Origin of the sequence: Faecalitalea cylindroides ATCC 27803 (assembly GCF_000469305.1) — a bacterium.
Taxonomy (GTDB): Bacteria; Bacillota_I; Bacilli_A; order Erysipelotrichales; family Erysipelotrichaceae; genus Faecalitalea; species Faecalitalea cylindroides.
Window position 1 is genome coordinate 11,780 of sequence record NZ_KI270960.1, and the last position, 22,901, is coordinate 34,680.

A 22,901-nucleotide genomic window follows, 5' to 3' on the forward strand; every position below is an offset into this window, starting at 1 on the left:
AAGACCATAAATGTATTTTTATTTGTATAGCGTTTTCATTTTTGTTCTTTCATACTATTCGTTTATGTTGTAAAATAAAGAGGTAGTTAAAGGAGGTTCTAGATATGAACCATAATAAGACAAAAGCCTTTTTTGAAGGGAATGAAATCAAGGCATATAACATTTTTGGAGCGCATGTTAAACCAAAATCAGTAGAGTTTAATGTTTATGCGCCAAATGCAGAAGGTATTTCTGTAATAGGATCTTTTAATAATTGGGATGACAAAAAGAATGTCATGAAAAAAGATGATCAAGGAATTTGGAGCTGTACGATCCGCAACGCCAAAGAAGGAGACACATATCGTTATCGTGTTATTCGAAAAGGAGGAGAAGTTGTCGATAAATCCGATCCATACGCCTTCTATAGTGAACTTCGCCCACAAAACGCAAGTATCATATCTTCATTAAAATTTGATAAGTGGGAAGATAAAGAATGGATGGAAAAGCGTAATAAAGGATTTGATTCTCCAATCAATATTTATGAGATGCATGTAGGATCATGGAAAAAAGAAGGGGAAGATTTCGTACATTATAATGAAATTCAAGATGAATTGATTGAACACTGTAAGAAACATCATTTTACCCATGTAGAAGTCATGCCTTTAAGTGAGTATCCATTTGATGGATCATGGGGATATCAGAGTACTGGATATTTCTCAAGTACATCTCGTTATGGAACAAATATGGAATTGATGCATTTTGTCAATGCTCTTCACAAGGCAGGTATTGGAATCATCATGGACTTTGTTCCTGTGCATTTTGTACGTGATGATTTTGCGTTAAGACTATTTGATGGAACACCATTATATGAATATCCAAATGAAAGAGATGCAAATTCTCAATGGGATACATTAAATTTTGATTTGTGGAAAGAAGAAGTTCGTTCGTTCTTGATGTCAGCTGCTAACTTCTGGTTGGATGTTTACCATGTAGATGGGTTACGAATGGATGCGATTTCCAATGCGATTTTCTGGCATGGAAACAAAAATAATGGTGTAAATGAGGGTGCCTGCAACTTCATGAAACGAATGAATTATTTATTGAATAAAGAATATGATGGAAAGATCATGTTGATCGCAGAAGATTCGACGGATTTCCCAAATGTCACAAAATCAAGCTTAGATGGTGGTTTAGGATTTGACTATAAATGGGATCTTGGCTGGATGAATGATACTTTATCTTACTTGAAAAAAGATCCAATTTATCGTCAGTGGCATCATAATGATGTTACATTCTCTATGGCTTATTTCTATTCTGAAAAATTTATCCTTCCACTAAGCCATGATGAAGTCGTTCACGGTAAAGCAACGATCGTTGATAAGATGTGGGGAAGTTATGAAGACAAGTTTGCTCAAGCACGTGCTTTATACACATATATGTATGCACATCCAGGTAAGAAATTAAATTTCATGGGGAATGAAATCGGACAGCTTCGTGAGTGGGATGAAATGAAGAGTTGTGACTGGTTCTTGCGTGAATATCCTATGCATGATGCATTTGAAAAATTCTTCAGTGATCTAACAGGTATTTATGCCGATAATGATGCATTCTATAAAGATGATTATAGTTGGACAAGTTTCCAATGGATCGATGCGGACAATGCATCTCAAAATACATTCTCTTTTGTTCGTAAGGGAACTAAGAAAGACTTTGTAATCATTATCAACTTCTCTACAAACGGTTATGATCATCAACAGTTTGGGGTTCCGGTAAAAGGTGTCTATAAAGAAATTTTGAATACCCAATGGGATAAATACAATGGAACATGGGTAAATGCCAAACCTCAATCTTGTCATTCGATTCGAATCAAGAGACATAATATGCCATTTATGATCGAAGTAAATGTTCCTGCTTTAGGAGCAACGATCTTCGAAGTAGAAAAAGAAGTAGAGTAGTATTTAGGGTATACATGTGTATGCCCTTTTTTAAAGGAGGTTTACATATGATAAATATGGTAGTATATGGTCTTGGTAAAATATCAAGGCGAGTTTGTAATGGATGTTTAGGTGCTAAGAATATGAACTTATATGGCTTTGTGAGTAGAGATTTTAATAAGGCAACAACATATAAAGAAGAGTATCATGCTAAAAAGGCATATGCATCTATCAAAGATGTTTATGAGGATGAAAATGTGGATGTAATTTATTTATGTACACCTAACTATCTTCATTATGAACAAATTAAAGAGGCTTTAGAAAATAAAAAAAGCGTGATTTGTGAAAAACCAATGGTTTTAGAAAGTTTTCAACTGGACAAATTGTTTGAGCTTGCCAAAAGAAATAAAGTATTTTTGATGGAAGCCCATAAGACGGCTTTTAATCCGTTATTAGTTAAAGTAAAAGAAATGATCCAAGAAGGGGCAATAGGAGATATTTATTACATTGATGCAGAATATAGTCATAATATTTTGAATGATGATCCCAATTTTGAACAATGGGTCTTTGGTCAAAGTGGAGGAGCAAGCCGAGATATTGGTGTGTATCCTGCATGTTTTTCAAATTATTTTGCCCAAAATGACATCGTGTCCCATTATATCATGAAATCTGGATATAAAGATTTTCCCTGTGATTTCTTTTTTCAATCGCTTTTAGAATATGAAAACGGAATAAAAGCCAGCATAAAAAGCAGCTGGCTATATGATAAAGATCATAAGGGAACGGGATATATTTATGGAACCAAAGGATATTTTAAGATACCTGCTTACTGGAAAGAAAAAGAAGCATTTCTGATTCAAGGAGATAAAACGACAAAAATTACGGTTGATTTTTATAGTGATTTTACTTCAGAAATAGAACATGCCGCAAAGTGTATTGAATCAAATTGTATTGAAAGCAATATCATGTCTTTGCATGCTTCTAAGGAAATTTTGAAGGCTATTGGTCAGCATTAACGTATATTACTTCTTTTACATCTTTAACAAATTCTTTTTCTTTGTTTGAAACCGGATTTGTAATCAAAACATCATAATCTTTAAAACTGGCAAATGTATATGTACCGGTTTTTTCAAATTTAGAAGCATCACAAAGCAGAATCTTTTGGGATGCTTTTTTAATGACATGCTGTTTGATCAAGACTTCTTCAAAAGAGAATGTCGTTGGACCATCTGTATTTAGAAATCCATCGCATCCCATAAAAGCTGTATCAATTTGGATCGCATCAATATTGTTGGCGGTAAATGCCCCTACAAAGGCTTTTCCTTTCTTTTGAAGTCTTCCTCCTGTAAAGATCAAATCATGTTTCATATCCGAAACAAGTTGGGCAATGGCCAATGAATTGGTAACGATGGTCAATCCTTTCTTTAAAGGAAGATATTTAGCTAAAGCTAGTGTAGTGCTTCCTGGATCAAGAAAAATCATAGAATTGTCTTTGATATATTCCAGGGCTTTTTTCGCTATTGCTTGTTTAGCTAAAGCGTGTTCTGTAATCTTCACATTTAAAGGTAACTGAAAGTAATCATTCATGATTTCTGCGTATCCATGTTTCTTTAGGATAAGGCCTTGTCGTTCTAAAATATCAAGATCTTTTCGTATCGTTTCAGAACTGACATGGAAGTTTTTGCTTAATTCACTGACGTAGATTCTACCTTTTGATAATATGGCTTGATAAATTTTGTTCTGTCTTGATAGTGATGATTTTGACATAATGCCTCCTTGGTAAAAAGTTGGAAATTTATTTCAAATATTGGTAAATATTTTGTATTTCCAATATTATATTGTTTTTCTTTGTGAAATACCAATAAATTCGTTGTTTTTAAATTTAAAATTTACTATTCTATGAATATCAGATAGGAGGATCAATATGAAATTACAGGCTGCACTAGATACATTAACTTTAGATGAGTGTCTAAAATTATTGGAAGAAACAAAAGGGTATATTGATATTGCCGAAGTGGGAACACCATTTATTATTGAAGAGGGCATGGTTCCAGTTCGAGCTATTAAAGAAAATTTTGATAATATTGAAGTTTTAGCAGATGCCAAGATCATGGATGCCGGTGAATTTGAGGCGGATAAGTGTTTTGAAGCTGGAGCGGATATCGTAACTGTTTTAGGTGTCAGTAACGATGAAACAATTGAAGGTTGTGTACGTTCTGCTAAGAAATATGGTAAAAAGATCATGGTGGACATGATAGCGGTAAAAGATCTAGAACAAAGAACAATCGAAATTGATAATATGGGTGTGGATTATATTTGTGTTCATACTGCATTTGATGTGCAGGCAAGCGGAAAAGATCCATTAGAAGAACTAAAGGCTGTAAATAAAGTAATCAAAAATGCGAAAAGTGCTGTAGCCGGAGGCGTGAAACTATCAACGATTGATGACATCGTTAATGAAGGAGCTGAAATCATCGTGGTTGGTGGTGCCATCTGCAATGCTAAAGATAGAGCTGCAACATCAAAAGAAATGAAATCTCATTTAAAATAGGAGGATAGTATGAATAATCAGGAATACGCAAAAAAAGTAATCGACGAATTAACACATACATTGACTAAAATTGATACAGAAGACGCAGAAAAATTCGTTGAACTGGTGGATGAAGCGAATGAAGTATTCTGTGCAGGAGCTGGAAGAAGTGGATTTCAAATCAAAGGTTTCGCAATGCGCTTGATGCACATGGGCAAAGCCAGTTATGTTGTTGGTGAAACATGCACGCCAAATATTAAAGAAGATGGTCTTTTGGTTGTGTGCAGTGGATCAGGAGAAACAAAGAGTTTGGTAAATCATGCGACAAAAGCCAAAGAAGTTGGAGCTAAAGTGGCTTTGATTACAATTAATCCAGAATCTACGATTGCGAAAATGGCAGACGTGGTTGTCGAAATCAGTGCACCAAGTCCTAAGAGTGCCAAACAAGGTGATGTTGTGTCTATTCAGCCTATGGGTTCTTTGTTTGAACAATCAGAAGGAATTTTTATGGATATTTCAATCATGATGTTAATGGAAAGAAAGGGCTTGGACTCCGATACGATGTTTGGACGTCATGCCAATATGGAGTAGTTTATGAAAGTAGAATTAAATAAGTATGTAGAAAAACCATGGGGCTATGAGAAATGGATTGCCATTACAGATAACTACGCCTTAAAAGAAATATTCTTTAAAAAAGGACAGAGATGCTCTTTTCAATATCATCATAAAAAAGAAGAACATATCTATATCTTAAGCGGAAAATTAGAAGTGTTGGAAGATAATGAAAACAGAGAACTAGAAACGCATGTTTATGGTCCAGGGGATATTATTCATAATCCGCCAACATATCGTCATAGAAACACCGCTTTAGAAGATACAACGATCATCGAAGTGAGCACACCTCATCTAGATGATGTAGTACGTATTGAAGACGATTATAATCGATAAAATAAAACCAAGATGAAAATTCAAATCATCTTGGTTTTGTTAATTCTTGATAAAAGGATAGATTTTAACTTTTTAATAAACGCAAAAACACTTTTCGCGTTAACAAGTTTCGAATTTATAGAAAGTAAAACAAATAATCAATATTGCGAGAACTAGTGGGCCAAAAGTGAGCCAAAAAGAGATATTTGATGATGTAGCCATATGGTAAATCAACATCGAAAAAGAAAAGTTTGATACAAAAATGAAAGATTCAGCGATAAAAGAAATATATTGTTTAAATGATTTCTTTGTATCGGAAGAATTAATAGCGAGTTTTACGATCCATTGAATGCCTTTTAAAAGAAGATAAATAACAAGCTCAATAATAAAGAATCCAATCAAGCTGTTTTTTTGTCCATAATTATCCATTGTCCCATATAAATCATAATGAGTAGGAATCTGCATTGGGATTTGATTCCATTGTACTATAAGGAATATAAGCGTAAGGATCAAAAAAAGAATGTTAATGATTTTTAGTATTTTAGAAGTTGTTTTCATATTTACCTTCGATTCTATAAATTTATTATTTTTTTGACTGTATTGGCTGTTCGAATTGTTAACTGTGTACTGATAGTAGAGCTGGCTGTTTTTGCCCACCAATATGTTTTCTGGTAGTTTTTACGATCAAAAGACCAGAAGATAAAGTTTTCTACATTTTCTATTCTTTCGTATTGATCATTAGGTCTTCCTAAATTATCATATACATCTTTAAATGTGGCAGGAGGAAGGATAAAAATAAGATTATCATAAATGTCTTTATTTTTTGAATTCCACCAACTTGGTTCTTTTTGAAGAGCGTTTTGTAACGATTTTTGAGAAATAACTAGGACAGGAATATTTAGATCAAATGTTTTTTTGATCATAGATTCAATAGAGGATGTGATATCTGAGATATTTGTTTCTGGAGTAGAAAAAATGACATTTCCACTGTTAAGATATGTTTTGACTTCATGGAAAGAGAGTTCTTCAAAATATTCTTTTAATTTTTGCATAGATATTTTGTTTTTTCCACTAATATTGATTCCCCGTAATAAAGCAATATATCGAACCATAGAAAAATCCTTTCAAAGTTTATATTTTATGAGCAATAATAATGGTATAGCTACGAGAGTTGATTGACATTTTTGATCAATGAATTGTTAGAGATTGGAGTCATCATCATTTTCGTTATTCTTTTGTTTAGAAGATGTTCCTAAGCATAAGAATACCGATCCTAAGCACAGCCAGACAGCACCAGTTGTTGTATCAGAATTAAAAAAATTAATGATTGCAACGATATAGAACAAGACACAAGTTAAATAGTATAGTGATTTATTACCCATCTTTTTACCTCTTTTTTCTAAATAAGTTATCATCATTATAAAACATGTTATTTATAATGTGAACAAAGACCTAAAAAAGAGCAAGTTCTTGTACAACGTAAGAAAAAATTTGTTATAATGGATAAGCGAAAAGGAGATCGAGAATGAAAAACATTGAGCTGGAAAAACATGCGAACAGCATTCGTAAGAGTATTGTAACAGAAGTTTTTTATGCACAAAGCGGACACCCAGGAGGAAGTTTGGGCGCAGCAGATATCATTACGAGCCTATATTTCGAGGAATTGGATATCAATGAAGATAATCTAAATTCAATTGATCGTGATCGATTTGTATTAAGCAAAGGACATGCGAGTCCTGCTTTATATGCTGCATTTGCGGAAAAAGGTTGGATCGAAAAGGAGGAACTGAAGACATTCCGTCGTTTAGGTTCTAGACTTCAAGGACATCCAAGTATGCGTGCACTTCCAGGGGTTGATATGTCCACAGGATCTTTAGGTCAGGGAATCTCTTGTGCTGTAGGCATGGCTCTTGCTAATAAATTAGATAAAAATGACCACCGTATCTATACATTATGTGGGGATGGGGAATGTCAGGAAGGTCAAGTTTGGGAAGCGATTATGGCAGCTGCTCATCATAAACTTGACAACTTATGCATTATCATCGATAACAACAACTTACAGATTGATGGTAAAGTGGAAGATGTTATGAGTATTTATCCTTTAAATGAGAAAATGAAGGCATTCAATTGTCATGTAATCGAAATTGATGGTCATGATTTTGACCAGATTCGAGCTGCATTTAAAGAAGCTAGAGAAACAAAAGGACAACCAACTGTGATCATTGCGAAAACGATCAAAGGAAAAGGTGTATCCTTCATGGAAAATCAGGCTGGATGGCATGGTGTTGCCCCTAATGAAGAACAGTATCATGCAGCAATCAAAGAATTGGAGGCTTGTTAATTATGGCTAGTATCGCAACTCGTATCGCATATGGAGATGCGTTAAAAGAACTATTACAGGAAGATGAAAATATCGTTGTACTTGATGCAGACTTAGCAGGAAGTACAAAGAGTGGTGAAGCTAAAAAGGTAGACCCATCTCGTCATTTTGATATGGGAATCGCAGAAGGGAATATGATGTCTGTTGCTGCAGGTTTGGCTGCAAGTGGAAAAATTGCATTTGCCTCAACATTCGCAATGTTTGCAACTGGACGTGGATTTGAACAAATTCGTAACAGTATTGGTTATCCTAGATTAAATGTTAAAGTTTGTGCATCTCATGCAGGCATTAGTGTTGGTGAAGATGGTGCAAGTCACCAATGTATTGAAGATATTAACTTAATGCGTGGTATTCCTGGTATGACTGTTGTTGTTCCTTGTGATTATAACGAGGCAAAACAGGCTGTTCGTTCTATTGCTTACCATGATGGTCCATGTTATGTAAGACTTGGAAGAAGTGGTGTTGAAGAAGTAACTCCTGAGGGATACCAATTCGAATTAGGAAAAGGTGTCGTATTAAAAGAAGGAACTAAAGTTGCTTTGGTGGCTACAGGAAGCATGGTTCAGGAATCTTTAAAAGCAAGTGAACTTTTAGACTTTGAACCAACTGTTGTAAATATTCATACGATCAAACCAATCGATAAAGAATTGATCGTAGAATTGGCAAACAGTCATGATTTGATCGTTACTTGTGAAGAACATTCTATTATTGGTGGATTAGGAAGTGCTGTTGCCGAAGTAATGGCTGAAGCTGGATGCCCATGCAAATTGGCTCGTGTTGGAGTTCAAGATGTTTTTGGTGAAAGCGGAAAGCCAAAAGAATTGTTTGAAGCATACGGTTTAGACCCACAGTCTATCGTAAATGTAGTTAAGAATAATCTATGAGTCACTATTTTATAAACGATGAGAAAGTAAAAGATCAGCCTTTTACTTTCTCTTTTCAAATAAAAGAAAAGAAATTTGAATTTGAATCGAATCAAGGCGTTTTTTCAAAAGATAAGCTGGATGAAGGAACAAAGATCTTATTAAATACTGTATTAGAATATGAATCCAACCCTGAAACAGTATTAGATTTAGGATGTGGTATCGGTGTTATTGGAATTGTACTTTCCTCTTTTTGGAAAACAAACATGACAATGATCGATATCAATGCAAGAGCATGTGAACTTGCAAAAAAGAATCTTGAAAGACATTCGATTCAGGCCACTTTGAAAAATGATGATGGAATCAAAGAGGGCAATTTTGAGTGTATCCTCTTAAATCCGCCAATACGCACGGGAAAGAAAGTGATTTATTCCTTGTTTGATCAATGTTTAGAACATTTAAATGAGGATGGAAGATTATGGATCGTCATGCGCAAACAACATGGAGCGCAAAGTGCCGTTAATTATTTTGAAGAAAAACAGGCAAATGTAGAAAGGGTTGCCCGTGATAAAGGTTATTGGATCATGAAAATAACGAAGACACGCTAGTGTCTTTTTATTTGTCAATTTTTTAATAATATAAGTTTATTGTTTGAGTTATATATATTTTGCTATTCTCCTGCTTAGATTAAGATTTTTGAAAAGGTCATACATTTTATTATTTTATTCACTTGGACAAAAGAGTAGAATAAGTTCAAAAGGAGATCACATGATAAATTTACAAATTGAAATTTTTTTACTGATCGTTGTTGGACTTGTTTTGTCTAAGACTGGATTAATGAGTTCTTTAACAAGAAAACAATTAACTAAGATCGTATTGACGATCGTTTTGCCATGTTCTATCATACAATCTTTTGAAATAGATGTAGATCATGATTTGATTGTGTCCTGTATCATGGTGTTTTTGGTATCTGTTATGACACAATTTGTATATTGGCTCTTTAACTGTTTTCTTTGGAAAAATCAATCACTGGCGCGAAGAATCAATTTGCAGTATGGCACAATGGTCTCTAATGCAGGATTTATGGGGATGCCATTAGCACAGGGTGTATTTGGAGATATCGGTTTGTTATATGCATCAATTTTTTTGATTCCGCAAAGAGTATGTATGTGGTCTTATGGTTTATCTTTATATACGACAAGTCGTAAACAAGATTTGATCAAAAATGTCTTATTTCATCCTTGTATTATTGCCATTTTTATAGGTGTACTTTTGATGATAGGTCGTATGTTTGGATTCGTATTACCGGAAGCATTGGATGATACGATTGGAGCTATTGCCAGCTGTAATACAGCATTAAGCATGATTGCTATTGGAGGTATATTGAGTGATGTTAATGTAGATGATGTGTTTGACAAGACCACGCTATTTTATAGCATGATTCGTCTAATTGTATTACCTTTAGTTTTGTTGGGAATTGTACGTTTTTTGAATATAGATATACTTGTTGCCAATGTATGTGTTCTTTTATCAGGAATGCCAGCTGCAAGTACAACCGCAATGCTTGCTCAAACATATGATAAAGATCCCGTATTTTCATCAAAGCTGGTTTTTGTTTCTACTCTGTTTTCGCTATTTACTTTACCGTTATTAAGCATGCTTCTAGGTGGTTGATAGAGTAAGTTTTTACTACCTAGATGCCATTGAGTTAAAAACCCGATAATGTTATACTCTCAATATGATTAATTTAATAGTTAGAAGATTTGTAAAAAATTCGGAAGATACCAAGAATCCAGATGTAAGAAGTGCTGTTGGACGTTTATGCGGATGGATAGGGATCTTGTGTAATGTCTTTTTATTTGGAATTAAGTTTGTAATAGGAATTATCGTGAATTCTGTTTCTATTCAGGCAGACGCTATTAATAACTTGACAGATGCAGGATCCAATATCATCGCTATCTTCTCTTTTTACCTGTCTAATAAGCCAGCTGACAAAGATCATCCTTTTGGACACGAGAGAACAGAAACAATTGCTTCTTTGTTTGTTGGGTTGATGATCGGATTTTTGGGGATCGAAATGGCAAAAGAAAGCTTTGGAAAGATCTTATCTCCAGATACTATTGATTTTAGACTTGTAACAGTATTTATTCTTATTATTTCTATTTTAGTGAAGTTATGGATGTATCTTTATAATAAATCGTTATCAAAAAAATATGAATCAACAATGTTAGAGGCTACAGCTCTAGACTCTATATCAGATGTGATAGGAACAAGTGCGGTCTTAGTATCTACAGTGATTTCTCCGTTTATCGGCTTTAATTTAGATGGATATATGGGTGTAATCGTATCGGCAATCATTTTGTATAATGCTTATGGATTGATCAAAGAAGTCGTAAATTCTCTATTGGGGGAGGCACCAGATAAAACACTTGTAGATGATATTGTTAAAGAAATGATGACAGATAAAAGAGTTTTAGGTGTTCACGATTTGATCATTCATAATTATGGACCTAACAAGTTGTTTGCCAGTGCGCATGTGGAAGTGGATTCAGATTGTGATATCTTTGATGTGCATGATCATATCGATAATGTAGAAAAAGAGATTAAAAGTAAATTTAATGTAGAAATGTCTTTACATATGGATCCTGTGAAAGTAAACGATCCATTAACCGACCAATATAAAGAAAAGCTGGCCTGTGCAATCAAAGAAATTGAACCTTCCTGGCAATTTCATGATTTTAGGATCGTATCCGGGCCAACGCATGTGAATTTAGTTTTTGACTTGGTTATTCCGTATGAGGAAAAACGAAATGAAGATCAAATCAAAGAAGAAATCTTAAATCATCTTTCTTCGGATAGGAAAGTGTATCTTGTGATGACGCTTGATCATCCATTTGCCTAAACTTCAACAACTTCTTTTATATCTTGAACCATTTTACGTTGTTCATCAGTTAGCTTATTTGTGATCAACATATCAAATTCTTTAAACTTACAAAATATATATGGAGCGGATGTATAAAACTTACTGCCATCGCAAACGGCAATAAGTTTTTTTGTTTGGTTCATTACATGACGTTTCAGACTTAATTCGTTAGAATTCATCGTTGTAAATCCATTGGAATCCAAAATTCCATCGGTTCCCATGATCGCAACATCGATATGCAAGTGATCAATAATATTTGCGGCAAAATGACCATATGTTCTAGCTCCAGTATTAAAGAGAAAACCGCCACATACGATCGTATTGATGTTCATTGCGATACAATGCGTTAATAAAGGAATCGAGTTGGTGACAACGGTAATATCCTTTTTCATCTGTAATGCATTAGCACCAAGCAATACTGTGCTTCCAGAATCCAGATAGACGATTTGTCCATCTTTAATTTCCTGAAAGGCTCTAAAAGTTATACGGCGTTTATCTTCTGGATTTTCTCTGTTTCGCATGGTCAAAGGGGTTTCAAACGAAGAGGAAATCACACGTGCATATCCATGCTCTCGCACCAATAAAGATAAGTTTTCCATTTCATTTAAATCATTTCGTAAAGTTTCTGGAGTAACATTTAACTCTTTGGCTAAATCTGAAATCTTGACTTTGGTGCGTTCAAGAAGAATCTTTTGAATACGAATTTGACGAGCTTCTTTTTTCTTTGTCATAATATCTCCTTTTTTGAATAAAAAATATTTATATCAATTAATTTCATTATACCAAAAAAATATCTTTTGAATTTATTTAATTTCAAAAATAATATTGTGGTTTATTGATGTTAAAACGATAATCAAAGTGTCCAAAGGAGGTAAAGGTTATGTGCAATAAAGTTGTCCATTTAGAACCGGAAGAATTTATAAAAATACTTCAAAAAGAACAATTATCTGTTTATGCCAGAGTTTACGTCCTTGATTCTGGGATTGCCGGTCTAATTTATATGTGTTCGGATTCGCATAATCTTTACTATCTGGACCGTTTTGTTCCGGCACCAAATAAACAGGAAGATTTTGATAAAATCAGCTTCTATGATGTGCATAAAGATTTGTATCGAAAGATAAATCTTGATAACTACTTGCGTGATATAAATCCGATCAATTGATCGGATTATTTTATATAACCATAAGTGAAATGTTCACCGGTTTTTTTGTCATTTCTAAAGCTGAAACAATCATTCAGCTCTTTTTTTGTGTCGAGTTTTGAAGGATAGATATTATCAATGTTTAATCCATTATTTAATAACATTTGAATATTTAAACCTTGATTATCGATAAACGCCTTTTGATTTGGCATATAACGAATAAAAGGTTCCACATCAAAATTTAGTTGTTTAATTTGATCGATGACTTCCATGCCAACTTCTAAAGAATCAAATAAAATGCTTGGGGAGAAGAAAGCTTTCGTGGTTTTAGGATTAATTATTTTGTTTTGAATGAGTTCTTTGACGCACTTATCTGTAATAGCTTGAACGGTCCCTTTCCAACCAGAGTGTATGCAGCAGATACTAGGCTTTGTTTCATCGACTAAAAAGATGCCAACACAATCTGCGGTAAATACACCGATAAGAATGTTTTTTTCGCAAGTATATACTGCATCTACATTCATTATGCTTGTATCTTTATCGAAAGCTCCTTTTTGTTTATCTTTTTGTGTTACTTCATAAATGTTGGCTGTATGTTTTTGCCAAGGCAGTGCCCAATTGGATAAAGGCTGATTTAACTCCTGGCTTAATTGATAACGATTTATCATAACTTTTTCAGGATCTAAACAGACATGAAGAGCCATATTATTATTTTCAGGGACAGATGTATCTTTTAAGGTGGTTGCTCCAAGTACGATAGAATTATTGACATATGTGATTTGTTTCATAATGACCTCTTTTCTATTTCTATAATAAAGTTAGTTTTGTTAGATTGGGTATGATCGTATAAGGCTTTTCATTGTTTCTTCCTGCCTTTATATGGCTGCGATCGATCCAAATCTTATTCCAGTTCATCTTAGCAGCTGGTACGATATCCCACCAATATCCTTTCGCAATATGAGTGTGATCCTTGTTTATAAGATCAAATTTTATTTCGGCCAATCGAAAGAATTCAAGGTTTGGTTTATAGCATTTGGTTTCATCGCTGGTCAGAACATAATCAAAGATATTATTCATCTTTAGAAGATGGTATTTCATTAAGGAGTTTGTTGTATTGGACATTAAAGCTAATTCATATCCTTTTTCTTTTAATGATGTTAAACAAGGCATGACATCATCAAAAACAGGAAACTCTTGGTGTGCCTTCATGATTGCATCGTAATAATTTGAAAAAAGTGAAGTCTTTAGTTCCATGTCACAATAGCTTAGGACATTTTTGATCAATTGTTCATAGGATATGAATGGTTCTCCATACATTAAACGATCTTCATAGCTTGAAAAAATATGGATTGTTTCTATAGAGGAAAGGTTGTTTGTTTTGGCGATATTTTCAATAAGATCATAAAGACTTGAAGTATCTAATAAAGTTCCATAGCAGTCAAATGTTAATATTTTTTTCATATTCTTATTATAACAATGAAAATATAAATAAAAAACTTAAGAAAGTGCAACTTTCTAGCACTTTAAGCTTGCCACTGCTAAAAAGTGTGGTATACTATTAGCAGACATGGAGTAAGAATGCTAGAAAGGAGTCTTAATATGCCGGAAAGTAAACTAACGCAACGTCAAAAAATTATTTTTAAAACCATCGTTGAGGAGTTTACCAGAGTGGCTGAACCCGTTGGATCAAAGACGCTGATGCAGTTATTAGATTTCCCTGTATCGAGTGCCACGATTCGTAATGAAATGGCAGTCCTTGAAAAAGCGGGATTGTTGGAAAAGACGCACACCTCTAGTGGTCGTATCCCAAGTCAAAAAGGATATCGGTTCTATGTAGAACATTTGATGGAAACACATTTGGATGTCTCAACAAGAAATTCGCTCCAGCAAGTTTTTAGAGAAAGACATTATTCACTGGATGAAGTGGTTGAGAAAAGTTGCGATATCTTAAGTCATATGACCAATTTGACAAGTATCGTATTAGGCCCAGATGCTAGACATCAAGCTCTACAGCATATTCAAGTGATTCCAATCAATTCAAAGAATGCTGTTGCGATCTTTGTGACTAATCAAGGACATACGGAAAATAAGATGTTCCAGTTTGAACAGGATGTATCGGTTGAAGATATTAAAAACTGTACAGATTTATTAAATGATCAGTTGGTTGGTACACCAATATGTGATGTTGTTGACAAGATGAGTGAGATCGAACCAATGATGGCTGCAAAACTTGTTCGACATGAAGTTTTGTTTGAGGCTTTTGTCACAGCGTTTATGCGCTTTGCTACAGAGAAGGTTGCGGTGTCAGGGCGAGATAACATGCTGGGTCAACCAGAATTCAGCGATATCAATCGTTTAAAAGAACTTATGAAGGTTCTGGATAATGGTAGACTTTTCCATCAATGGACAGACCAGGCGGATAATGTAGCAGTACAAATTGGTACACGAAATGAACTTATCCAGATCGGGGACTGTTCAGTCGTAACGACAAAGTTCCATTACAACAATGAAGAAGAAGGACAACTTATGGTCGTTGGCCCTAATCGAATGCAGTATTCAAAAGTCGTAGCCTTGATGGATTACATGTCAAACGTTATCGAAGATGTTTTTGGTAACGGTAAAGGAGGTAAAGACGGTGAGTAAAAAAGATAAAAAAGATAAAAAAGAAGAAAAGAAGGTAGAGCCTGAAACAAAAGAAGAAGTAAAAGAAGAAGCGACGAAGGAAAAAGTCGAAAAAGAAGAAACAAAAGAACCTACACAGGAAGAAATCATTCAGGGGCTTTTGGTACAACTTGATAAGGCAAAAAATGATGTGGCGAGAGCCTATGCAGATACAGAAAATATGAAGAAACGTCTTCAAAAAGAAGCGGATACCGCAAAGAAATATCGTTTCCAGCAGGCAGGTTTGGAAATTCTTCCAATTCTAGATTCTATGGAATTGGCGTTAAAAGTTGAATCTGAAGATGAAGCTATCAAGAATTATGTCAAAGGTTTTGAAATGATTCATAAACAACTTGTAGGCGTTTTGGAAAATGAAGGTGTAAAGCCAATTGAAGCTTTAAATAAACCTTTTGACCACAATACGATGCAGGCTTTAATGCAGGAAGCAAAAGAAGGCGTCGAACCAGGTATCGTTATTGAGGTCTTACAAAAAGGATATATGTTAAAAGATCGAATCTTAAGACCAGCATTGGTCAAAGTTAGTGAATAAAGGAGGAAAAGAATATGTCTAAAATTATTGGTATTGACTTAGGAACAACAAACAGCTGTGTTGCCGTAATGGAAGGTAAGGATTCAAAAGTAATTCCTAACCCAGAAGGAAACCGTACTACACCAAGTGTGGTTGCATTTAAAAATGGTGAACGTATCATCGGTGATGCGGCAAAACGTCAGGCAGTAACAAATAAAAACACGATTAGTTCTATCAAACGTTTGATGGGAACAAATCAAAAAGTAGAAGCAGAAGGAAAACAGTATACACCACAGGAAATTTCCGCAATGATTCTTCAATATTTGAAATCGTATGCAGAAGACTATCTTGGAGAAAAAGTTACAAAAGCTGTTATCACAGTACCTGCTTACTTCAATGATGCTCAGCGTCAGGCTACAAAAGATGCAGGTAAGATCGCTGGTCTTGATGTAGAACGTATCATCAACGAACCAACAGCTGCTGCATTGGCTTATGGTATTGATAAAACAGAAAAAGAACAGAAAGTATTGATCTACGACTTAGGTGGTGGAACATTCGATGTTAGTATCTTGGATCTAGCCGATGGTACATTTGAAGTATTATCTACAAATGGTGATACCCACTTAGGTGGAGATGACTTCGATAATGTATTGGTTGACTGGATGGTTGATACATTCAAGAAAGAAAACGGAATCAACTTAACAGCTGATCCAATGGCTATGCAGCGTTTAAAAGAAGCAGCTGAAAAAGCTAAAAAAGATTTGAGTGGAGTTATGCAGACGCAGATCAGCTTACCATTTATCTCTGCTGGTCCTGCTGGTCCTCTTCACTTCGATACAACATTAACTCGTGCTAAATTTGATGATATGACTCGTTCACTAGTAGAACGTACATTATTGCCAATCGAAAATGCGTTAAGAGATGCTAAATTATCTAAATCTGATATTGATCAAGTATTGTTAGTTGGTGGTTCAACTCGTATCCCTGCTGTTCAGGAAGCTGTTCGTAAGGCATTAGGAAAAGAACCTAGTCACTCAGTTAACCCAGATGAAGCAGTTGCTATGGGTGCAGCAATCCAGGGTGGTGTCATCTCTGGTGATGTAAAAGATGTATTGTTGCTTGATGTTACCCCTCTATCATTAGGTATTGAAACTATGGGTGGTGTCATGACAGTATTGATTCCACGTAATACAACGATCCCAACAAGTAAATCACAGATCTTCTCAACAGCTGCAGATAATCAGCCGGCTGTAGATATCCGTGTATTGCAAGGTGAACGTCCAATGGCAGCTGACAACAAAGAATTAGGTAACTTCCAGTTAACAGGAATTGCACCAGCTCGTCGTGGTGTTCCTCAAATCGAAGTAACATTTGATATTGATGCCAACGGTATCGTACACGTAAGTGCTAAAGATAAAGGCACTGGAAAAGAACAGTCTATTACGATCCAGAACTCAAGTGGATTGAGTGATGAAGAAATTGATCGTATGGTTCGTGAAGCTGAAGATCATAAAGCTGAAGATGAAAAACGTAAAGAAGAAATTGATTTACGTAACAAAGCTGAAGGTTTCATTTCTCAAATCGATGCAATGTTAGAAGATAACAAAGATAAAATTGATCCAAAACAAGCTGAAGAAACTAAGAAATTAAGAGATGACCTTCAAAAAGCCCTTGACGAAAATAACATGGATGAGGTTAAATCTAAACTTGACATGTTAGAAAAAGCAGCTCAGGCAGCTGGTCAGCAGATGTATCAACAACAAGCTCAGTCACAAGGTGCATCACAAGATAACACAACACATGCAAATGATGATGTAGTTGACGGAGAATTCACTGAAAAACATTAATAAAACAAAGTTCTAGCCCGCGCTAGAACTTTCACATGTGTAGAAGGAGGAAGGATCATGGCCGAAAAAAGAGATTATTATGAGGTCCTGGGAGTTTCTAAAAACGCAACGCCCGATGAAATAAAAAAAGCATATCGAAAACTTGCGATGAAATACCATCCCGATGTCAATAAAGATCCTGGAGCCGAAGATAAATTCAAAGAAATCAATGAGGCATATGAAGTCTTAAGTGATGAACAAAAGCGCCAGACATATGATCAATTCGGTCATGCCGGAATGGATGGAGCTTTTAACCAAGGTGGATTCCAGGGGGGATTTACCGATTTTGGTGATTTAGGCGATATCTTTGGATCATTCTTTGGTGGAGGATTTGGTTCAGGTTTTGGTGGCTCATCTCGCCGTCAAAGCAATCAGCCACGCCAGGGACAGGATCGCTATATGCAGATGCGTATCGATTTTATGGATGCGATCTTTGGTAAAACAGAAACGATTTCATTAGAAGTCGATGAAACATGTAAACACTGTAATGGAAGTGGAGCAGAAAGTCCAAGTGATATTCAGACATGTCCTACATGTCATGGTTCAGGATATGTTATGAGCCAGCAGCGAACACCTTTTGGTGTGATCCAACAACAGTCTGTGTGTCCTGATTGTCATGGAACAGGTAAGAAAGTATCTCGTTCTTGTCATGTATGTCATGGAAAAGGATATGAACATAAACGAGTTAAACTGGATATCAAAATTCCTGCAGGTATTCAAACTGGACAGCAGATTCGTATTGCGCAAAAAGGTGAAAGAGGAACAAATGGTGGACCAAATGGCGATTTATATATCGAAATTATCGTAAATCCACATCCAACATTCAAACGTGAAAACAACGATATTCATATTAAAGTTCCAATCAGTGCAATTGATGCGACGATAGGATGTACAGTTCAAGTGCCTACGGTATATGGAGATATTGATTTGAAAATTCCAGAAGGAACACAGCCAAACACAAAATTCAGATTGAAAGGAAAAGGTGTTAAATCTCGTTCCGGTCAAGGAGATGAATATGTTGAAGTAGCTGTTGAAATTCCAAAGAAACTTTCTCGCAAAGAGCGTGAATTGTATGAACAGTTAAAGAGCGGACAATCCGATTCGCCATTTGAAAGATTTAAAAGAGCATTTAAATAAGAACAAGGGCATCCATTTAGGATGCCCTTAAATATAAACAACGATAGCTTTGTACAATTAAATCTTTTATGATAATATGTTTGCGAAAAGGGGTTTGTTATGAGAAATATATTAGTTTTGATCGGTATTATCGTTTTTGTAGCGGTGTTAATATCGTTTGTCCTACAGTTTTTACGTAATTCCAAACAAAAACAATTCATGTATCTTTTACAGAATAATGAATTTGATACGTTATATAAAAAGATTGATTCTTTTTATACCAAATCGATTTTTCCAGAGTATAATCGAGAATATGTTCGTTTGAACGCATTGATCATGCAGGATCGTAAAGAAAAAATTGATGCGACATTTGATAAATTAATCCCTATGGCAAAAGATAAGAATGCCAAAATAGATATTTTAGGTAAAGCTTTTGAATATTATGTATATGATGAAAATCAAGAAAAATGCGATCAGATCATTAAAGAAATCGAAAAACTTGATGATGAAAAAATGTTGAAATACGCTAATATGATGTACGATATCATGATCTTAAAAAAATCAAATCATATTAAGGAACTTGAGAAAGATTTTGATAAACAACCAGTTATGCAAAGGGCAACAAATGCCTATTTATTAAGTGTGCAATATAAAAATAAAGGGAATGAAGAAAAAGCTCAATATTATAAGAATGTTTCAAAATCATTGGTTGAAGGTGAAAAAGGATAGGCAGAAAAGCCTATCCTTTCTTATTGATTTAATGTTTTAAAGAATAGAGAATGAGTTGTTTTTTAAAAAATCTTCATAATAAATTTGTTTAGCTTTATTCCCTTTTAATTTATATTGCGTTAGTAAAAGTTGTGCATAAAATTTTTGTTGATTTGGATGCAGAGTTTCAAAATCGTTTTCCAATTCTTCAATATGATTTGGCTTATCTAAAATAAATATATCGTAAATAAGATCTGTGTATTTGGTCAATTTTGGATCTTGTAATTTATTTAGTTCATTATAATATCTAGCTGCTTTTTTCTTGTCTGAATTAAAAGCGTAATATTCAAAGGCTTTTAAGAAGATATCTTTTTTTTGACTTTTTTTGGAGGCACGCAATAATTTTTCAAATTGTTTATCAACTTTAGCTTTGTTGTCTTCTAACAAATAGCGATTTAATATTAGATATTCTAGATTGTAGGGAGGGAATAAAGCTTTCACAATTGATTTTGAAATTAATGTGTCAAATCTATAAAAGTCGTGATTTTTTAAAAATGTGATTAATGTTTTCTGAATTTTACTTTTTACGATAATCAACAGTATATAAAATACAAGAAATATACCAATCAATATTATTATAGTTATGCTTGTATAGCTCATAAAACTATTCTCCTTTATTTGAAAGTAACCTCAGGATATGTTCCCAAGGTTACAATAAAATTATTAAAGAATTCCAAAATATGTTAAAACGATTGCGACAATCATAATACCAAAAATCAGACGTACTGTTTCTTTTCCGTTTGTCTTTTTTAATCTCCAGTAGCAGAATGCTGTTAATAAAACAGATAAAAGTTTTGGCATGATTTGATCAATTAGATCCTGAATTACAATAGAACCCTCTCCACTTGTAAATTCTAAAGGAATTGTTAAGCTGACAGTAGTGGAAACTAGACATCCTGCAACAAATAAACCTAGTACAGTAGCGGCTCCAGAGATTCTTTGAATGATTTCATCACTTTTTCCAGAGTTAATGATATCCATACCTTTGGTATATCCGATACGGAATCCGAACCATTTTACACCTTGATTAATGATATTGAAGACTACAAATGTGAAAATAGCACCAAAAACATTTCCTGTTACAGCCATAGATGCCCCAATGCTGGCACAAATTGGCCAAATGGTAAACCAAAACAGTCCGTCACCCAATCCGGCTATTGGTCCCATTAAACCTGTTTTAATTGAAGTTAAGTTATCTTTTTCGTTTTCTGGTGTAGATACTTCTAATGCAGCCAATAGACCAAATAATAATGGAGCTAAAGTAGCGTGCGTGTTAAAGAATTCTAAGTAGCGCTTAATTGTTTTTTCTCTGACTTCAACGGAAGCATCTTTATAAAGTCTTTTTAATACAGGAGACATTGTATAAAGACATCCGGCAGCTTGTTGTCTTTCATAGTTCCAGCTCCATTGAAAAGTTAAATGATGGATAAACATTTCACGATAAATTTTATTTGTCATCTGAAATTCATTTGATGAAGCTGTCTGGTTGTTTTGAGTTGTTGTCATAGATCGATACCTCCTTCAACTTCCATTGAATTGATGGATTCTTCCATTTTTTTATTTTGTACAAAGTTGTAATCGTGAATTCCCGCAAATACTAAACCAATTAAAGATACACCTAAGATCGGTAATTCTAAATATGCAGAAAATGCAAATCCTGCAACAAGATACATCCACATATTCTTTTTAAGCATCATTGTTAGAAGCATACTAATTCCAACTGCAGGGATCATACCACTTGCTACAGTTAAACCATCGGTAATGAAAGCTGGAAGCCAGTCAATAAAATCTTGCAGTATAGTGTTTCCCAAAAATACAGCAATAAAACAAGGTACAGCACGAACTAAAAATAAGAATAATCCACTTAACAAATGCCAACGATTGACTTTATCAAAATCACCGGTTTTAGCATCTGCTTCTGCTCTATGAATATGTACAGATAAGTATGTTTGTAACAAAACGACCAATTGTAAGATCAATGTAGCTGCAGGTACTGCAAAAGCTACACCCACAGAAACTCCACCACCGCTTGTAATTCCGGCAACTGTTCCAATGATGGCACCTCCGGTAATATCCGGTGGATTATATGCACCTACAGAATTGACACCTAACCACATCAATTCCAAAGTACCACCAATAATCAATCCTTGTTCTAGATCACCTAACAGCAATCCTGTTACTGTTCCTGCTAATAGAGGTTTTCGAATTTGTAATTGGATACCTCCGTCATCTAGTGAACATAATCCTGCCCATATGGCAACTAATAAAGCTTGTAATAACATATCATTCCTCTCCTTCCATATTCTTGTCAATTACATCTTCCATATTAACGACTTCATCTCGAGGGATCATTTGAATTTTTATGTTTATACCCAATTTAAGAATGTCTTTGAAAGCTTGTCTTTCTTCAGGTGTAACTGACACAGCTCTGGCAATTTTAGTACGTCCGTTTACAAAACGCATGCCACCTACGTTTAAATAAGGAAACTTAACACCGCCTTTAGCTAATTTGTAAGCGTCAATTGAGTTGGTTAAGATAATCATGGTTCTTCGTTTTATAGGATTTTTTTTGTAGATGTTGACAAAAGAATCTACACCAAAAACTTTTACTTTTACATTTGCCGGGGCTGTCATAGCGATTACAGATTGCTGCATTGAATCTTTTACTACGTCATCGTTGATGATCAGCACCTGCTCGATATTGAAATCATTGATCCAGGTTGTTGCGATTTGCCCATGAATCAATCGATCATCGATTCGAACTAGTTCGATAGCCATTTTATGCTCCCTCCTTCTTTAAAATTCGATTTGAATTTTGAAATATTTCCTCTTCTCCATCCAATAATTCAGATACATCGTCACAACCACAATTTCTTTTGTTGATGAGTTCTATCAAAATTGCTAAGTTATATCCGGTTATAACGGTGATGTTATTTTTTTGCATCATCAGTTTTACGGCAACATTATTGGGAGTGCCACAAATTAAATCTGTAAAAATGATGATTTCTTTGCAGTTTGCACAGAGTGTCTCATATGCTTGATTCATTTTTTTCTCAACATCTTGAACACTAAGTGTCGGTGTTACCGATACTGTTTGAATATGTTCACTCCTTCCTATGATCATGTTCAAGCTGTCTACTGCCCCCAGGCAATACTCTCCGTGGCTTGTGATAATGATTCCGATTTTTTGATCCACGTTGTTCACATCCTTTCACATATATATACGCAATTTATGTGCCAAATTAAAAAAACTTATTTATATGA

Annotated in this window: 28 protein-coding genes; 16 read left to right on the forward strand and 12 right to left on the reverse strand. The window is 34.6% G+C overall.

Annotated features, from left to right (window positions below; all coding sequences use genetic code 11):
• The first annotated feature begins 104 nt into the window (after positions 1 to 104).
• Positions 105 to 1,934 carry a 1,4-alpha-glucan branching protein GlgB gene (glgB, locus tag HMPREF0367_RS00915; RefSeq protein WP_035400256.1) on the forward strand — a complete coding sequence of 610 codons (1,830 nt, stop codon included), beginning with the start codon at positions 105 to 107 and terminating at the stop codon, positions 1,932 to 1,934.
• A gap of 47 nt (positions 1,935 to 1,981) precedes the next feature.
• The gene (locus HMPREF0367_RS00920; RefSeq protein WP_035400257.1) at positions 1,982 to 2,929 is read left to right on the forward strand and encodes a Gfo/Idh/MocA family protein; all 948 of its coding nucleotides are present in this window, start codon (positions 1,982 to 1,984) and stop codon (positions 2,927 to 2,929) included.
• Here HMPREF0367_RS00920 and HMPREF0367_RS00925 read toward each other — a convergent pair.
• Positions 2,913 to 3,680 carry a DeoR/GlpR family DNA-binding transcription regulator gene (locus HMPREF0367_RS00925; protein WP_035400259.1) on the reverse strand — a complete coding sequence of 256 codons (768 nt, stop codon included), beginning with the start codon at positions 3,678 to 3,680 and terminating at the stop codon, positions 2,913 to 2,915. The two genes, HMPREF0367_RS00920 and HMPREF0367_RS00925, sit on opposite strands and share 17 nt — an antisense overlap.
• A gap of 157 nt (positions 3,681 to 3,837) precedes the next feature.
• Between HMPREF0367_RS00925 and hxlA the strand changes: the two genes are divergently transcribed.
• Genes hxlA through HMPREF0367_RS00940 form a run of 3 tightly spaced genes read left to right on the forward strand, consistent with a single transcriptional unit; the run spans position 3,838 to position 5,391 of the window.
• Positions 3,838 to 4,464, forward strand: coding sequence for a 3-hexulose-6-phosphate synthase (hxlA, locus tag HMPREF0367_RS00930; protein ID WP_035400261.1), 627 nt, complete (start codon positions 3,838 to 3,840; stop codon positions 4,462 to 4,464).
• A gap of 9 nt (positions 4,465 to 4,473) precedes the next feature.
• On the forward strand, positions 4,474 to 5,034 hold the full coding sequence (gene hxlB, locus HMPREF0367_RS00935) for a 6-phospho-3-hexuloisomerase (RefSeq protein ID WP_022355334.1): 561 nt from the start codon (positions 4,474 to 4,476) through the stop codon (positions 5,032 to 5,034).
• Positions 5,035 to 5,037: 3 nt separating this feature from the next.
• Positions 5,038 to 5,391 carry a cupin domain-containing protein gene (locus HMPREF0367_RS00940; protein ID WP_022355333.1) on the forward strand — a complete coding sequence of 118 codons (354 nt, stop codon included), beginning with the start codon at positions 5,038 to 5,040 and terminating at the stop codon, positions 5,389 to 5,391.
• A gap of 99 nt (positions 5,392 to 5,490) precedes the next feature.
• Here the strand turns inward: HMPREF0367_RS00940 and HMPREF0367_RS00945 are convergent, their stop codons facing one another.
• The 3 genes from HMPREF0367_RS00945 to HMPREF0367_RS00955 form a co-directional block, all read right to left on the reverse strand.
• Positions 5,491 to 5,928: a DUF1648 domain-containing protein gene (locus tag HMPREF0367_RS00945; protein ID WP_035400263.1), complete on the reverse strand. Its 438-nt coding sequence runs from the start codon at positions 5,926 to 5,928 to the stop codon at positions 5,491 to 5,493.
• Between the two features lie 14 nt (positions 5,929 to 5,942).
• Positions 5,943 to 6,482 (reverse strand): DUF1697 domain-containing protein, encoded by a 540-nt coding sequence (locus tag HMPREF0367_RS00950; protein ID WP_035400265.1) that lies wholly within the window; start codon positions 6,480 to 6,482, stop codon positions 5,943 to 5,945.
• An 87-nt stretch (positions 6,483 to 6,569) separates the two neighbouring features.
• A complete protein-coding gene (locus HMPREF0367_RS00955; protein ID WP_206383586.1) occupies positions 6,570 to 6,752 on the reverse strand; it encodes a hypothetical protein in 183 nt (60 codons plus the stop codon).
• Between the two features lie 143 nt (positions 6,753 to 6,895).
• Here HMPREF0367_RS00955 and HMPREF0367_RS00960 point away from each other — a divergent pair, with 143 nt between their 5' ends.
• From HMPREF0367_RS00960 to HMPREF0367_RS00980, 5 genes are all read left to right on the forward strand, one after another.
• Positions 6,896 to 7,711 carry a transketolase gene (locus HMPREF0367_RS00960; RefSeq protein ID WP_035400267.1) on the forward strand — a complete coding sequence of 272 codons (816 nt, stop codon included), beginning with the start codon at positions 6,896 to 6,898 and terminating at the stop codon, positions 7,709 to 7,711.
• Positions 7,712 to 7,713: 2 nt separating this feature from the next.
• Positions 7,714 to 8,634 (forward strand): transketolase family protein, encoded by a 921-nt coding sequence (locus HMPREF0367_RS00965; protein WP_015535690.1) that lies wholly within the window; start codon positions 7,714 to 7,716, stop codon positions 8,632 to 8,634.
• Positions 8,631 to 9,221 (forward strand): class I SAM-dependent methyltransferase, encoded by a 591-nt coding sequence (locus tag HMPREF0367_RS00970; protein WP_035400269.1) that lies wholly within the window; start codon positions 8,631 to 8,633, stop codon positions 9,219 to 9,221. Before HMPREF0367_RS00965 ends, HMPREF0367_RS00970 begins: the two co-directional genes overlap by 4 nt.
• Positions 9,222 to 9,381: 160 nt before the next feature.
• Complete coding sequence (locus HMPREF0367_RS00975) at positions 9,382 to 10,287, forward strand: AEC family transporter (protein WP_035400271.1); 906 nt, start codon at positions 9,382 to 9,384, stop codon at positions 10,285 to 10,287.
• 64 nt (positions 10,288 to 10,351) lie between these two features.
• Positions 10,352 to 11,515, forward strand: a complete 1,164-nt coding sequence (locus HMPREF0367_RS00980) for a cation diffusion facilitator family transporter (protein WP_035400274.1) — start codon at positions 10,352 to 10,354, stop codon at positions 11,513 to 11,515.
• On the opposite strand, the gene HMPREF0367_RS00985 is transcribed toward HMPREF0367_RS00980, so the two are convergent.
• The gene (locus HMPREF0367_RS00985; protein WP_015535687.1) at positions 11,512 to 12,267 is read right to left on the reverse strand and encodes a DeoR/GlpR family DNA-binding transcription regulator; all 756 of its coding nucleotides are present in this window, start codon (positions 12,265 to 12,267) and stop codon (positions 11,512 to 11,514) included. The two genes, HMPREF0367_RS00980 and HMPREF0367_RS00985, sit on opposite strands and share 4 nt — an antisense overlap.
• Before the next feature lie 149 nt (positions 12,268 to 12,416).
• Here HMPREF0367_RS00985 and HMPREF0367_RS00990 point away from each other — a divergent pair, with 149 nt between their 5' ends.
• A complete protein-coding gene (locus HMPREF0367_RS00990) occupies positions 12,417 to 12,698 on the forward strand; it encodes a hypothetical protein (protein WP_015535686.1) in 282 nt (93 codons plus the stop codon).
• A gap of 5 nt (positions 12,699 to 12,703) precedes the next feature.
• Here HMPREF0367_RS00990 and HMPREF0367_RS00995 read toward each other — a convergent pair whose 3' ends face one another.
• Positions 12,704 to 13,465 (reverse strand): purine nucleoside phosphorylase YfiH/LACC1 family protein, encoded by a 762-nt coding sequence (locus tag HMPREF0367_RS00995; protein ID WP_035400276.1) that lies wholly within the window; start codon positions 13,463 to 13,465, stop codon positions 12,704 to 12,706.
• A gap of 19 nt (positions 13,466 to 13,484) precedes the next feature.
• The gene (locus tag HMPREF0367_RS01000; RefSeq protein ID WP_035400278.1) at positions 13,485 to 14,138 is read right to left on the reverse strand and encodes an HAD family hydrolase; all 654 of its coding nucleotides are present in this window, start codon (positions 14,136 to 14,138) and stop codon (positions 13,485 to 13,487) included.
• Positions 14,139 to 14,276: 138 nt separating this feature from the next.
• Here HMPREF0367_RS01000 and hrcA point away from each other — a divergent pair, with 138 nt between their 5' ends.
• From hrcA to HMPREF0367_RS01025, 5 genes are all read left to right on the forward strand, one after another.
• Positions 14,277 to 15,320, forward strand: coding sequence for a heat-inducible transcriptional repressor HrcA (gene hrcA, locus HMPREF0367_RS01005; protein WP_035400280.1), 1,044 nt, complete (start codon positions 14,277 to 14,279; stop codon positions 15,318 to 15,320).
• The gene (grpE, locus tag HMPREF0367_RS01010; protein WP_022355322.1) at positions 15,313 to 15,888 is read left to right on the forward strand and encodes a nucleotide exchange factor GrpE; all 576 of its coding nucleotides are present in this window, start codon (positions 15,313 to 15,315) and stop codon (positions 15,886 to 15,888) included. The genes hrcA and grpE overlap by 8 nt, the downstream gene beginning before the upstream one ends.
• A 14-nt stretch (positions 15,889 to 15,902) precedes the next feature.
• Positions 15,903 to 17,714 (forward strand): molecular chaperone DnaK, encoded by a 1,812-nt coding sequence (dnaK, locus tag HMPREF0367_RS01015; protein WP_015535682.1) that lies wholly within the window; start codon positions 15,903 to 15,905, stop codon positions 17,712 to 17,714.
• Positions 17,715 to 17,771: 57 nt separating this feature from the next.
• Positions 17,772 to 18,890: a molecular chaperone DnaJ gene (dnaJ, locus tag HMPREF0367_RS01020; protein WP_035400284.1), complete on the forward strand. Its 1,119-nt coding sequence runs from the start codon at positions 17,772 to 17,774 to the stop codon at positions 18,888 to 18,890.
• Between the two features lie 99 nt (positions 18,891 to 18,989).
• Positions 18,990 to 19,598, forward strand: a complete 609-nt coding sequence (locus tag HMPREF0367_RS01025) for a hypothetical protein (protein ID WP_035400285.1) — start codon at positions 18,990 to 18,992, stop codon at positions 19,596 to 19,598.
• A gap of 36 nt (positions 19,599 to 19,634) precedes the next feature.
• Here HMPREF0367_RS01025 and HMPREF0367_RS01030 read toward each other — a convergent pair whose 3' ends face one another.
• From HMPREF0367_RS01030 to HMPREF0367_RS01050, 5 genes are all read right to left on the reverse strand, one after another.
• Entirely contained in the window at positions 19,635 to 20,237 is a 603-nt protein-coding gene (locus HMPREF0367_RS01030) for a hypothetical protein (protein ID WP_035400287.1), read from the reverse strand.
• 63 nt (positions 20,238 to 20,300) lie between these two features.
• Positions 20,301 to 21,143 (reverse strand): PTS system mannose/fructose/sorbose family transporter subunit IID, encoded by an 843-nt coding sequence (locus HMPREF0367_RS01035; RefSeq protein ID WP_051335111.1) that lies wholly within the window; start codon positions 21,141 to 21,143, stop codon positions 20,301 to 20,303.
• Positions 21,140 to 21,919, reverse strand: a complete 780-nt coding sequence (locus HMPREF0367_RS01040; protein WP_035400290.1) for a PTS mannose/fructose/sorbose/N-acetylgalactosamine transporter subunit IIC — start codon at positions 21,917 to 21,919, stop codon at positions 21,140 to 21,142. Before HMPREF0367_RS01040 ends, HMPREF0367_RS01035 begins: the two co-directional genes overlap by 4 nt.
• A gap of 1 nt (position 21,920) precedes the next feature.
• Positions 21,921 to 22,415: a PTS sugar transporter subunit IIB gene (locus tag HMPREF0367_RS01045; RefSeq protein WP_035400293.1), complete on the reverse strand. Its 495-nt coding sequence runs from the start codon at positions 22,413 to 22,415 to the stop codon at positions 21,921 to 21,923.
• Position 22,416: 1 nt separating this feature from the next.
• Positions 22,417 to 22,833 carry a PTS sugar transporter subunit IIA gene (locus HMPREF0367_RS01050; RefSeq protein ID WP_035400295.1) on the reverse strand — a complete coding sequence of 139 codons (417 nt, stop codon included), beginning with the start codon at positions 22,831 to 22,833 and terminating at the stop codon, positions 22,417 to 22,419.
• Positions 22,834 to 22,901 lie beyond the last annotated feature (68 nt).